Raw genomic sequence first — 12,493 nt, forward strand, 5'->3', positions numbered from 1 at the left:
GAATTGTGAGCGAAAATTGCTGCTGTCCAGCTTCTTTCGACAATTCGGGCAAATGTCAGATCGAACCCAGCTCCCGCGCACGAGCTACCGCCGACGTCCGCGACTTCACTCCCAACTTGCCGAAGATGTGAACCAGGTGCGACTTGACCGTGGTCTCACTCAGGAACAGTTCTTTGCCGATCTCTCGGTTGGAGCAACCCGCCGCCACCAACTTCAGAACTTCGATTTCCCTTGGACTGAGGCTGGTTTCGGGTTTGCGTACCCGAGTCATGAGCTTCGACGCGATGGCGGGGGAGAGAACGCTGTCCCCGCTCGCAGCGGCGCGGACGGCTGACAGCAACTCGACCGGTGGTGTGTCCTTGAGTAGGTACCCGCTGGCCCCGGCCTCGACAGCGCTCAAGATATCTGCATCCGTGTCGTAGTTGGTCACGACGAGTACGTGCGGCGGATTCGGCAGCGCGCACACCGCGCGGGTGGCGTCGACGCCCGTCTTCCCGGGGCCGAATCGCAGGTCCATGAGCACGAGGTCGACCGGCGTGGTGGCGCAGAAGGCTATGGCTTCCTCGGCGGTGCCCGCTTCGCCGACTACCTCGATGTCGGCTTCGCTTTCGAGCAGCGCTCGTAACCCGGCGCGCACGATCGCGTGATCGTCGGCGAGCAGCAGGCGGATCACGGTTCGCCGACTTCGAGAGGAAACGTCACTGCGACGGCCGTGTGTCCCGGCTCGGACTCGATGGAGAAAGTCCCGCCCTGCAGTTCGACGCGTCGGCGAATTGCATTGAGGCCGAAAGATTCCGCCGGGCCACGTTCGAGAACTGCCACGTCGAAACCGCGACCGTTGTCGACCACGTCGAGGCTGACGGTGTCGTCGGAATAGGTCAGTGTCACAGCCATTCTGGTTGCATCGGCATGGCGGAGAACATTGGACACCGCGCCCTGAGCGATGCGTACCAATGTTGCTTCGAGGGGCATCGGCAGCCGCACTGCCTCGCCTTCGACCACGGAGCGCGCTTCCAGTTCAGGACTGCTCGCGCGTTCGCAGATTCGACGAAGCGCGTCGGCGAGCGACTGACCGTCCAAGGCCGCGGGCGTCAATTCGGCTATGAGTTGGCGGGTTTCGGCAAGACTGTCCGCGGCAGTTTCCCGTGCGAGGCTGATCTGACGGATGGCCGGGCTGTCCGGATCGGCGCGTTCGGCAGCGTGAAGGAGCATCTGGATGCTCGAAAGTCCCTGGGCCACGGTGTCGTGAATCTCGGCGGCGAGTCTTTCACGTTCCGCGAATTTTCCGGCATCGCGAGACGTCGACGCCAATTCTTCACGAGTATTCATCAACTCGTCGATGAGACGACCGCGCTCGGCTGCCTCGCGGTACAGAGCTTGATATCCGAGACCGATAGCAACGGCTACGGCGGCGCCGATGATCGGGCCGACGGCGCCGGCAATCGTCCATCCACGATGCAGGCCGGTGCCGACCACGGCGACAGCCGTTGCCGCGGTGACGGCGAGAAGACTCCAGGGGCGTCGCAGAATATGGAGATAGAGGAAGAAGAGTCCGAACGCGAGGTAGGCGGCGTCGGCGGATACCGCCATCGTCGCGATCCAGACGAGGGTCAGCACGGCCAGCCACCAGCGGGCAGCGTTGCCGCGCAGCCTTTTGGCGACCCCGAAAAGATAGACGGCAACAAAGATCACGGCCAACGCGATGATTGTTGCGGTCAGGTCGGATTCGTCGATCAGCGCTCGAAGAAACACCACACCGGCCAGCGCCATGACAAGGACATGCAGGCCCAGTTGTAGGCCGGCGAAGACAGGCGTGAGCGGCGATCGGTGCATCTCGCCCAGCTTAGCGAGGTTCGGGCCTGGTTCATCCATCAAAAGTTGTAAACCGGGATGGTTCTTTCGAGCGCTGGAATGTCGATCCGAGGTGCGATGGAAAGAGTCTGCATCCGCGAGAGCGTAGAGGCAAGCACAGGAAAGGAATTCACAGTGTTTGTCGCAATGAGGGACTTACGGGCAGCGCGAGGTCGTTTCGCGCTGATCTCCGTCGTGGTTCTGTTGGTTGCACTTCTGGTCAGTTTTCTCAGCGGGTTGACTGCAGGACTTCGCCATCAGAACGTGTCGGCCATCGAGGCCATGAATGCCGACACGGTGGTGTTCGCCGACACCGGAGCCGGGGCGTCGTTCGACGAGTCGGCGCTCACGCAGGACCAGGTCAACGCTTGGACCTCCACGTCGAAGGACGTCGATCCCATCGGAATCGGTCGCGGGAAAGCGGGATTGGCCGACGGAAATCAGAAGTCGGTGGCCCTGTTCGGCGCTGATGGCGGTTTCGGTGACGTGACGCCGTCGGCGTCAGGCACTGTGGTGTTGAGCGAAGGTGCCGCCCGCGATCTGGGGGCGGGCGCCGGCGATCAGGTGAGTGTCGGTACGCAGCAGTTCACCGTCAGCGCCGTTCGCGGTGACGACTGGTACAGCCATTCGCCCGTCGTCTGGATGACGCTCGACGACTGGCAGGCGGCCAATCCACGCGGCGGAGTTGCGACAGTACTGGCTGTCACCGGAGCCTCCGACGCTTCCGCAACGGACAAGGCGGCTGCGACGACGTCGACGACGGTCAGCGGTTCGCTCGACGCGATCGGTTCGTACAAGTCGGAGAACGGGTCGTTGACGTTGATGACGCTCATGTTGTTCGCGATCTCAGCCTTGGTGATCGGTGCGTTCTTCACGGTGTGGACGATCCAGCGAACTCCGGACATCGCGACGCTGAAAGCGCTCGGTGCGACTACCGGTTCGCTGGTGCGCGACGCACTGGGTCAGGCGCTCATCGTTCTGATTGCCGGTGTCACCGTCGGAATCGGGCTGACGGCCGTGGCCGGATCGCTGATCGGTGACGCCATGCCGTTTGTCCTGGACGCATCCACCACCGTCGTACCTGCCGTGGCATTGATCGGGCTCGGTCTGCTCGGCGCGGCCTTTGCACTTCGATTCCTCTCGACCACCGATCCACTCACAGCATTGGGGAGCGCACGATGACCATGACAACCGGCACCACAGTTCTCGACATCCAGAACGTCGATCTGACGTTTCCCGATGGGCAATCGCGGGTGACGGCGCTGGACGACGTGTCTCTGCGACTGCACCGCGGCGAGATCGCCGCGATCACCGGGCCGTCGGGTTCGGGCAAGTCCAGCCTGTTGGCGGTGGCGTCGACGCTGATCCGTCCGGATTCCGGGCACGTCTATCTCCGGACGCCGGAAGGCAGCACCGACATCGCTGCGCTGAGTCGGCGGGCGGCGTCGGAGCTGCGACGCTCGTCGATCGGCATCGTCTTCCAACAGTCGAACCTCGTGTCTTCGCTGACTGCACTGGAGCAGCTCGAGGTGATGGCGCATCTGGGGCAGTCCGTGTTCACGTCACGGGCCCGTCGCAAGGCCGTGAAATCAAAAGCGATGGATTTGCTGGACGCTGTCGGGCTCGCGGATCAGAGCGGAAAACGGCCGTCCCAGCTGTCGGGCGGGCAGCGACAGCGCGTCAATCTCGCGCGAGCATTGATGAACGATCCGCAGCTTCTCGTGGTCGACGAGCCCACGAGTGCGCTCGATCAGGAGCGCGGTGCCGCTGTCATGGATCTGATCATCGGGGTGGTGCGGGAACGCGAGGCGGCAACCCTTCTCGTGACACACGACCGAAGTCACCTGTCTCGGATGGATACTGTCTATCGTGTTGTTGACGGTTCCTTGGCGGAGGATCAGGAGGCGCTCGCGGCGTGACTCAGGCGGGCACGATTCGGGCATTCGTCACTGCATCCGGGCGGGAAGTCAACCCGCGATTTGCTGGGCAGTTAGACTGTTGTCGACTCGGGCAACTTGAGAGGACGTGTTATGGAACGCCGCCGCAACGTTGCGCAGCCGCCACAATCGCCGATCGCGGATCTGGAGCAGATGCCTGCCCTGATTCTCCTCGACAGGCTTCCGGTGCCGGTCATGGCCGTTCACCGCGACGGCAGCATCGTTTTTGCCAATCCGTCCTTCGCTGACATGCTGGGATATCCCAAGAAGGCCGTCTCGGCGTTGCGTTTGCAGGACATCCTCTACGACAAGGATGCCGACGACGTCAGTGCAGAGCAGGCCCATCGTGAACTGAGTTCCGAGCCGGGCTCGGTCAAGGAGTTCGTGCACTCCGACTCCACGTTGGTGCGCGCGACGGTCAGCCAGTCTCTGCTCCGACGGGACGACGACACGATCACCCTTGCCGTCCTCCACGATTTGACGGAGCGCCTGTGGAACAACCCACGGCACATCGACGACAAGCCCACCAAGTAATCCCAGCTACTTCCGGGATTTGACGGTTCGGTCCAGGCCGAGGGTGGCGGCAAGGGTGTTGACCACCCATTCTTCGTACTGTTGGCCGGTCCAACCCGCGCCGACCACGAGGTCTGTGTAGGTCTCGGGACTGAGCAGCGTGAGTGCGACGTTCACAGCTGTTTCGAGGTCGACGGTTGGCGCTTTTTCGACGATGCCGACCATCAGATGTTCCTGCACCGTGCGTCTCTGAGTGCGGTTGATTTGCCACAGACGGGCGGCGTCCTCGTCGGCGGAAGCGGCGGCCCGCAGTGCCAGCAGGATGTCTGCGGTGCGTTCCAGAATGAGCCGTCCGTGGTGAACCTGAATCCGGAGTTGTCCGAGTGGATGTGGGGCGCCGAGTGCTGCCGCCACCCACGGACGGTCGAGAGTTGCCGTCTTTTCCTCGTCGCCCGCAACGGCCACGTCGAGTAGTGCTGACAGCACGCTCGGCTTGTTGCCGAACACGAAATAGACACTCTGCACCGACACGCCCGCCGCCGCGGCAAGCTGCTTGATCGTGGCGGCCGCGTAGCCGGGATCGACAAAAACCTCACGCGCTGCCTCGATGATCTTGCGCCGCGCCGACGTGTCTTCCCGAAGAACCTCAGTCATGATTAGAGTCTAACTCTAGAGTCGAACTCTAGCGACTCGGGAGGCGAAGTAATGACGAAGGTTCTTGTACTCGGTGGCTACGGTGCCGTCGGGATTCCCCTGATGAAACAACTCGCGAAGGTCCCCGAAATCTCCGCGTACTCCGCCGGCCGTGACCCTGCCCGCGCGGACGTCGTCGTTGATCTTAAAGAACCAGGCGCGTATTCGACTGTGGTTCGAGACTTCGATGTCGTGGTGAATGCGTCGGGTTTCGAGGATGTTCGCCTGGCCGACGAAGCGGTACGCGGTGGGGCGGCATTCGTCGACGTCACGGCAACCTCGAACTACTGCGAAGAACTGGAAGCGGTCGACGGACCCGTCCTGATGGGCGTCGGATTGGCACCGGGATTGACCAGTGTCCTTGCAACCGAGGCGCATCGACTCGGCGACGGACCCGTGGACATCGTGATCGGCCTCGGCGGCGGAGAACTACACGGACCGGCCGCAACGGCGTGGACGTACGGGATGTTGGGCACGAGGTTTCCTGATCCCGACGGACGATCGGTCCGCAACTACACCGGGATGAAGACGTTTCGAATACCGGCCGATGCGATCGGCTACCGCACCGGTCCTGCTGTGCGGGCCGACTTTTCGGACCAGCATGCGTTGACGCGAGACCTCGGTGTTCCGGTCAGGACGTACCTGCGATTGGACACGTCCACCGCGACGCTCGGACTTGCGGCCATGACGTGGGCACCCGCGCTACAGAAGGTCGTGCCGAAGAAGCTGTGGGGCTCGGATCGTTGGGTAGCGATGGCCCGAGCGGATACCGGCCCGGCGCTGTGGGTTTCGGGGCGTAGCCAGTCGGTCGCGACGGCAGCTATCGCCGCGCGCGCCGTGCGGGTGATTCGGGATGCCGCGATCTCGAAGCCGACGTGGTTCCACGCGGTGGAAACCACCGAGTCGTTGCAAGCGGCGGTTCCCGAACTGTCAGTGCGGCAATGGGATGGTGCGAGCCGATCGTCCGGCAAGACTGTCCACTAGTCGGGGCGAGCCGAGAAACGGCAATCCGGCGGCCGCATTGGTGAGACAACCGGGTACGACGACGCGGACGACGTGCAGGCCGGCGTGGAGAACATCAGTTGTGGTGAGATCGACCCATGCCGGCCGGAAACCGGCTGCCGTCAGAGCGCTTTCGGTGCCGGCGGCTGATGTCAGAGAGTCGAGTCCCACCTCGCCGACGACGGCACCGACCAGCTCACTCTCGAATCGTGCTTGGATCTCCGGGTCCAGGTGAAGTTGCAGGTGGCATCCGTAGTCCATCACGTCGGCAAAATCCGATCGGTAGGCGCCTGCATAGCTTCGGTCAGCTCGCCAAGGCGCAAGCGGACTGGTCGGGGAGGCCGCGGCTCGACCGATGCCGCTCTCCGGGTTGTCGTAGTCGGCGGAAAGCAGCTGCAGCTGAAGCGCTTCGCCGAGTGACTTGAACGCAGCCGTCTGGGCTTCTTCGTGGCAGGCGGTACCGATGGTCGAGTATCCGGTGAGTCCGTCGTGGACGAGGGCGCCGAGCACCGGGATCCCGAAATCGCTGTCGAATGACAACCACCTGGTCGAGAGGGTGCCGTGATTCCCCAGTCGCCGAAGCACCTCGGGAATGCCGGTGACGATCCGAACGCCGCGTCTTCCGTTCCAGGACAACGTCATCGCGTCTCGTTCGACTATCTCGCGCAAGGCATTGTCGATTGCGAACTTCACCGAGGGTCCGGCGGCGAGACCCGCCTGAGCCACCGGAGAGATCGCCGGACCCGTCCGGGCGACGAAATGAGGATACGAACCCCAGACGAGTTCGGCCGGTACCCAGATATCCGAACCCGTGATCAGGTCGGCTCCGCGAGTCCAGTCCATCTCCAGATCGTCGGTTGGTTCGACGAACGGGAACTGTGGCCGCGCGTACTGGGCAGCGTCGAAACGCGCGAGTTGTGGCAGCTCGATGCTTGCTCCGATCAACGCTTCGGCGGACCCGCGGACGATCGGTTTGGCGACGATGTTGCCGCAATACCGTTCCACCGCTTCGCCTATCGCAGCTGCGGTAGGCCGCGCACGGTCACCCAGATCGAAGCAATATCCGGCGCCCGCCGAGTCGCTGGACCAGGGTGTAAAGCGTGCTGAATCACTGACATACGAGTGAATCAGCTTGAACTCGGGCGGAAAGTGCTGGGGAACAACGGCGTCGACCAGCTCTCGAATGATCCCAGTTTGGCGGTCGACGAGCGAAGATGTCATGCGAGGGGGACCGGCAGATGCAGATGGGTGGTCGATGCGCTGGTCAATCTGCTACCTCCAAGAAGGGGAAAGGCTGCCGGGGCATTGTTGTACAGGCCCGGAGTCAGGACGCGGACGACGTGCAACCCGGCAATCGAGATGTCGCCGGTGGTGAGATCGACGGAAATCGGCTGGTGCCCCCGTGAGGTCAGAAGCGCTACGAGAGAAGCCAGATCCACCGGCGCTTCGACGGGAATCTCTGATACCGAGAGTGTTTCGGTGTAGTCGAAGAGATGTTCCTCCGCGGCCAGGGCCATCGTGGGATCAAGATAAAGTTGGGCAACGGTCGGCAGATCGACGACGTCTTTCCATTGCGGATCGAACTCGTCCCGGTAACGACGGTCGGCCCGAAAGGGTTTGTACAGGTGCGCCGGCAGCGTTCCGTCCGCCACGCTGCGCCAGGTCGGCCCGTCGGGGTCGGCGAGGTCGATCGTGATGGCAAGTACCGCGTACGCCTCGACCAGTGCCTTCGAGACTGCCGCCTCCACCGTCGGTCGACAAGCTGTGCCCAGCGCGACCAGTCCACGTCGGTCATCGCGGATCCACGCTGCGGCGACGGGAATGCCGAAGGGGGAGGGAAGCAGCAGCACTCGAACGCTCCGGGTCTGGCTCTCCAGATCCCCGAGTTGGCGGTGCGTAGGCAACCGCTCCCAGTCGGAAAGCTCGATCGCCGGCTGTGACCGGTCCCCGCACCACCACAGCGCGGTGGCATCGCGTTCGAGAAGTTCCAGCAGAGCTGACATCTCGGCCTCGTCGCGTGAGCGTCCCGCTGCGATTCCGGCGTACTGCAACGACGCGATCGGTGGCTCGCAGCGACGGGTGCCTGTGTAGTACCCGAGATAAGTCAGGGCCGCAGGCACGTAGGTGGGCACTTTCTCGTCCATGGTGTGACCCAATGCCCAGCGAATGTTCAGATCAGAGGTGAAGGGAACAAAGGGGAATCCGGGAAGGCGGTACTGATCCTCGCTGTACAACGCAAATTCAGCGGGATCGACGACCCGTGAGCCGGCCAGTTCCAGCGCTGATGCACTGCTGCGGACCAGATCCTCGGGGACCACGTTGCCGCAATATCTTTCGACGGCCTCACCGGTCGCCGCCCCGCGAGCTGCTGCATCGTCGCGTATCGAAGCCCCGAATCCGTAAGGGTCCGCGCGAAACAGTGAACCGCTGCCGCCGAAGTTTCTGGTGTCGGCCACCCTCGCGGCCCAACCGACCCAGCCCGTCGGCATGTCCGAGCGAATGTGTGGTTCCAGTGAGGTCAGCACGCCGCTCCGGGCGTCGACCAGCAAGTCATCCACCGTCAGTTCCTCCGAGTATCGGCAGGGTCAACGACCCGGAAAATGATTGGTGCAGTGCGGTACTGCGTGTTCCTCGATAGCGATCACCGTCTCCGAGATTGCGTGCGAGGCGGGGGAAGTCCGATCCGGCGATCCGCAGCGACAAGACATCACCCGCGCGCACAGTGTGCAACACGGGATCCAGATCGATGGTCACCATCGTCGGCTGCAGGCTGACACCCGCGCCACGTGCGATCGATCTGGTAACTCCAGCGGGATCTACGACGCTCAGTTCGGCGATCCAATCGGCTTCGCCCTCGGGTGAATGCACTTTCAGCTCCACCGATGGTGTTCCGGAGAGTACGGAGTCGTGCTTGATATCGAAAGTCAAGACAACACAGTTGTTTCGGTCCCGTGAGGCGTCATACAGGAAGCTGTAGGCCGCATCCTTCCGATCTGGTTCGAGATGAACGCGATTCGCACCCGTGACAAACGGTTCGGTCGACCATTCGCCGACACCCCGGTCGAATACCCGATTGATGGTCAGGGGCCGCGCAGCGAATACCGATTCCATCCACTCGACCTGAAGGCGGCCGAAACTTGTCTCGCCGACCCTTCCAGGGCGGAGGTCGTGCGCCCAGGGGCCCACGATCAAACTCTGCGGCCCGCGCCCCACGGACGTGAAGTGCCGCAGTGTCTCCCGAATCATCGCATCGTCCCAACCGCCGATGTGCAGCCCGGCGATGTCGAGTTCGGAGAGTTCGTCCGCGGACACCAGATCATCGCCACCGAAGTCTTCGCGTTTACGAGCGCGAAGGATCGGCGTCAACCAGCCCGGTGAATCGGAGGTCAGACCAACCTCCTCGATCATCGACTGCACCGGGAGATGTTCCAGCAAAGACGAATCCGAGCGCATCAGGGCAGGGATGAAACCCTCACGAGAGGAAGACGAATCTCCGTGCTCGCCCCACCACGCCAGATGCTCGGCGAGGAGAAGTATCCCCGAGGGATCACGTTTGACGCGGTCGCTTCCGATGGTCGGCACCTTGGAGACGACGCCGTCTACACGAAATGACCGATCGGCGCTGTTGGTCTCGGTAGCAAATGCCCAGGCGGTTCCGGCCGCATACGAAGCCCCGCTTGCGATGACGCACTCCGGTGTCCACGGCTGATCCTGCAGCCACTCGGCCAGGGCGGCGCTGTCCTCGCGCTCGTGGACGTACGGTTCCCAAGAGCCGGTGGAATCGTGCCGTCCGCGTACGTCCTGCGAGATGAATGCAATTCCTCGCGATCGCCATTCGATCCCCTCCGCCAGATGCCATCCACGCCCGTACGGGGTGCGGATCACGATCAGTCCCCGCGGTGAAGAATCCGGTGGGAGAAGCACATCCGTAGCCAACGAAGAACCGTCTGCTGCCGGGATCTTCACGCCGAGTGAGATCACCGGAGCGTCGGCGCGGGTTCGAGAACGCCGCCGGGCAGTGGTAGCACGGGATGGCGAGTCATCATGAGGGTTCGCGGATTCATCCGGATCTGGTGGTGAAGGTGTGATGGCGGTGCGCCATGTACACCAGCCACGACGTCCGAACATGCAAGCGCACTGGCCATTGCGGCTGCGGTGGGTTCAAGTTCGAGCGGGCGAGGTTCGCTGCCGGCGAGGTGATTCCACAGTGCCTGCAGATGATCCGGGACGCGCGACGCGGCAAGCCGTCGACCGCAGACGTCCCGGTAGCTTGCGCTGCCGATACCGTCGAAGAAGGGTCCGATGCAGATCTCACCCAGCTCCGCGTGGACGCGTTGCCACGGTGTTTGGTTTCGGCGGCACCAGGTATCGAGTTCCGACCACTCGTCGTGAGGAGGAGCACCGGCAACCGACAGTACGAGGTCCGAAGACGCAACGTCGTGTTCGATTGGCGCAGTAGTGGATACGACCTCGAGATGCGGAAGAGCCTTGGAGAGCAGGGCGATGCAAGCATCGGCAACGGGCCCGATCCCGTCCATCAGCACACGCTGTGGGCGCGGAATCTCTGGCACTTGACCTGGAACAGCCAGCACGCCGCGAGAGACGAGGGCGTCGGCGATCTCGATAGCTCCCGGGCCGAGCACCGAACCAGAGCGCCTGAGAAAGTTGTCGAGTTCCGCGAGGTCTTCGGCCGGCGCGCCGATCGTGACCGCGTTCTCGTCCGGTGTCAGGTAATGCCAAACACCGTCCGGGGTCGGATACAGCTGGTGTCCGTCGGCGAGGGCGTACACGGATCTCCTTGTCGGTGCCCGCACCCGACGAGTCGGATGCGGGCGGGGTCATCGGCAGATCAGACTGTCGAAACAGTCTGGATCAGGGGAGGTTTCAGCTCTGGAAGCTGAACGGGTTGTCGACGAGGGCGTTGGTGCCCACACCCTGCAGGGCGTGTGCGGACGTTGCCTCGGCAACCGGCTCGAAGGTGAACGGGTTGTCGACGAGAGCGTTGGTGCCGACGCCCTGGAGTGCATTGGCCGGAGCCGAGTTGGAGACGCTGTCGAACGAAATGTTGCTCATTGTCATCCCTTCCGTAATGGAAACCATTTCCATTACGATGCCACCGTACGAAAGATCGCCACGGAGAGCAACAGGTACAAGAGAGTGCATACATGAGCGAGACCCCGACGACGGGATCCGTCGAAGCGCAACCACATGTCTTTCGGGACAGATCGTTTCGATTGTTCTTCACGGCTCGTACGATTGCCGTAGCCGGTGCGGCGGTCACCGGAGTGGCCATGCCGATCCTGGTGTTCGACATCAGCCGGTCTCCGTTTCTCACCTCGCTCGCGGCTGCGGGGACGGTTCTGCCGTATCTCGTGTTCGGCTTGTTCGCCGGCGCCGTGGCAGACCGAGTCAACCGGCGGACGGTCATACTGTGTGCGCAGGCCGTAGCTGCACTTGCTTTGGCGAGTATTCCGGCAGCGCAGGCACTCGGCGTATTGACGGCGTGGCATGCCGTCGGCGTATCGATCTGCATCGGAACGTGTTTCGTGTGGTTCGACGCCGCTGCTTTCGGAGCGCTGCCTGCTCTGGTCGGTGGGCAGAGGATACCGGCCGCCAACAGTGCGCTGTGGACGTCCAGCACGCTGATCGATGTTGTCTTTCCGGCGATAGCCGGCGTGCTTGTGGCCTCGATCGGCCCGGCCTACGCATTGGGTGCTGATGCACTGGCTTACATACTGGCCGGGCTGGCCATGGCCTCGATCGGAGCCTCGTTTTCGATTACTCCTGCGGCGCCGAAGAAGTCGGGAACCGGAATTGCGCGTGACATACGCGAAGGCCTCAACTTCCTCTGGCAGTCGCCGCTTCTGCGGGCCTTGACCGGCGTCGGCTTCGTCAATTCGCTGACGCAGGGTGCGGTTACGGCGCTCCTGGTGGTGTACGCATCCGAGAGGCTTGGGATTTCGACGTCGAGTCCGATGATCGGCGCCGTGTGGACGGCCGTCTCCGTGGGTGGAGTGGTCGGGGCAGTCTTGCTCCCACGCCTACCGGCGCAGTGGCCGGTCGGGGCGATCACGGTCGGGGCGCTGACCATCGGCCCGGTGGTGCTGTTCGTCGTTGCGACAACCGGCAATACCGGCGCCGCGATCACGGCGCTCGTCGTCTACTCCGGCTGTGCGACCGTCACCATCCTCAATGGCATCGGTGCACGTCAGCGCCTGACTCCGGATCGTCTGCAGGGGCGCGTGAACACCACGGCGAGGATGGTCGCCTGGGGTGGTTCGCCGGTCGGCGCCTTGATTGCCGGGGCAATCGCAGGACGCTGGGACATCGGCACCGCCTACCTCGTTGCGTGCATCTTTGCGCTGGTCGGGGCGCTATTCGCGTGGGCGAGCGCGCTGCGGACCGACCCTTACCCGCACAGATGAGCATGTGACTATTAATGAAAACGACTGTCGTTATGGTTAGATCCACCTGTTCATGACTGCGAACCCCACCGA

13 protein-coding genes are annotated in these 12,493 nt (G+C 63.1%); 5 read left to right on the forward strand and 8 right to left on the reverse strand.

What is annotated here, in order from left to right; genetic code table 11:
* Positions 1-55 precede the first annotated feature (55 nt).
* Together AC1Q6C_RS10495 and AC1Q6C_RS10500 are read right to left on the reverse strand one after the other, a co-directional pair.
* Complete coding sequence (locus tag AC1Q6C_RS10495) at positions 56-673, reverse strand: response regulator (RefSeq protein ID WP_151097471.1); 618 nt, start codon at positions 671-673, stop codon at positions 56-58.
* Positions 670-1,872, reverse strand: coding sequence for a sensor histidine kinase (locus AC1Q6C_RS10500; RefSeq protein WP_003943587.1), 1,203 nt, complete (start codon positions 1,870-1,872; stop codon positions 670-672). The genes AC1Q6C_RS10495 and AC1Q6C_RS10500 overlap by 4 nt, the downstream gene beginning before the upstream one ends.
* 114 nt (positions 1,873-1,986) lie before the next feature.
* Here AC1Q6C_RS10500 and AC1Q6C_RS10505 point away from each other — a divergent pair, with 114 nt between their 5' ends.
* The 3 genes from AC1Q6C_RS10505 to AC1Q6C_RS10515 all read left to right on the forward strand — a co-directional run bounded on the left by AC1Q6C_RS10505 (position 1,987) and on the right by AC1Q6C_RS10515 (position 4,322).
* On the forward strand, positions 1,987-3,033 hold the full coding sequence (locus AC1Q6C_RS10505; RefSeq protein WP_039973533.1) for an ABC transporter permease: 1,047 nt from the start codon (positions 1,987-1,989) through the stop codon (positions 3,031-3,033).
* Positions 3,030-3,770: an ABC transporter ATP-binding protein gene (locus tag AC1Q6C_RS10510; protein WP_003943539.1), complete on the forward strand. Its 741-nt coding sequence runs from the start codon at positions 3,030-3,032 to the stop codon at positions 3,768-3,770. The genes AC1Q6C_RS10505 and AC1Q6C_RS10510 overlap by 4 nt, the downstream gene beginning before the upstream one ends.
* 111 nt (positions 3,771-3,881) lie before the next feature.
* On the forward strand, positions 3,882-4,322 hold the full coding sequence (locus AC1Q6C_RS10515; protein WP_003943598.1) for a PAS domain S-box protein: 441 nt from the start codon (positions 3,882-3,884) through the stop codon (positions 4,320-4,322).
* A 6-nt stretch (positions 4,323-4,328) separates the two neighbouring features.
* Here the strand turns inward: AC1Q6C_RS10515 and AC1Q6C_RS10520 are convergent, their stop codons facing one another.
* Positions 4,329-4,955 carry a TetR/AcrR family transcriptional regulator gene (locus tag AC1Q6C_RS10520; protein ID WP_003943606.1) on the reverse strand — a complete coding sequence of 209 codons (627 nt, stop codon included), beginning with the start codon at positions 4,953-4,955 and terminating at the stop codon, positions 4,329-4,331.
* Positions 4,956-5,006: 51 nt separating this feature from the next.
* Here AC1Q6C_RS10520 and AC1Q6C_RS10525 point away from each other — a divergent pair, with 51 nt between their 5' ends.
* Positions 5,007-5,978 carry a saccharopine dehydrogenase family protein gene (locus AC1Q6C_RS10525; RefSeq protein WP_193604658.1) on the forward strand — a complete coding sequence of 324 codons (972 nt, stop codon included), beginning with the start codon at positions 5,007-5,009 and terminating at the stop codon, positions 5,976-5,978.
* On the opposite strand, the gene AC1Q6C_RS10530 is transcribed toward AC1Q6C_RS10525, so the two are convergent.
* From AC1Q6C_RS10530 to AC1Q6C_RS10550, 5 genes are all read right to left on the reverse strand, one after another.
* On the reverse strand, positions 5,925-7,217 hold the full coding sequence (locus AC1Q6C_RS10530) for a YcaO-like family protein (RefSeq protein ID WP_116057479.1): 1,293 nt from the start codon (positions 7,215-7,217) through the stop codon (positions 5,925-5,927). The two genes, AC1Q6C_RS10525 and AC1Q6C_RS10530, sit on opposite strands and share 54 nt — an antisense overlap.
* Positions 7,214-8,554 carry a YcaO-like family protein gene (locus AC1Q6C_RS10535; protein ID WP_007735889.1) on the reverse strand — a complete coding sequence of 447 codons (1,341 nt, stop codon included), beginning with the start codon at positions 8,552-8,554 and terminating at the stop codon, positions 7,214-7,216. The genes AC1Q6C_RS10530 and AC1Q6C_RS10535 overlap by 4 nt, the downstream gene beginning before the upstream one ends.
* Positions 8,547-9,977, reverse strand: coding sequence for a CocE/NonD family hydrolase (locus AC1Q6C_RS10540; protein WP_116057478.1), 1,431 nt, complete (start codon positions 9,975-9,977; stop codon positions 8,547-8,549). Before AC1Q6C_RS10540 ends, AC1Q6C_RS10535 begins: the two co-directional genes overlap by 8 nt.
* Positions 9,974-10,786 carry a hypothetical protein gene (locus AC1Q6C_RS10545; protein WP_007735892.1) on the reverse strand — a complete coding sequence of 271 codons (813 nt, stop codon included), beginning with the start codon at positions 10,784-10,786 and terminating at the stop codon, positions 9,974-9,976. The genes AC1Q6C_RS10540 and AC1Q6C_RS10545 overlap by 4 nt, the downstream gene beginning before the upstream one ends.
* 94 nt (positions 10,787-10,880) lie before the next feature.
* Complete coding sequence (locus AC1Q6C_RS10550; RefSeq protein ID WP_003943543.1) at positions 10,881-11,069, reverse strand: streptamidine-related RiPP repeat protein; 189 nt, start codon at positions 11,067-11,069, stop codon at positions 10,881-10,883.
* A 92-nt stretch (positions 11,070-11,161) separates the two neighbouring features.
* Between AC1Q6C_RS10550 and AC1Q6C_RS10555 the strand changes: the two genes are divergently transcribed.
* Positions 11,162-12,421: an MFS transporter gene (locus tag AC1Q6C_RS10555; protein WP_007735895.1), complete on the forward strand. Its 1,260-nt coding sequence runs from the start codon at positions 11,162-11,164 to the stop codon at positions 12,419-12,421.
* Positions 12,422-12,493: the final 72 nt, after the last annotated feature.

Source organism: Rhodococcus sp. MT28, assembly GCF_058792695.1.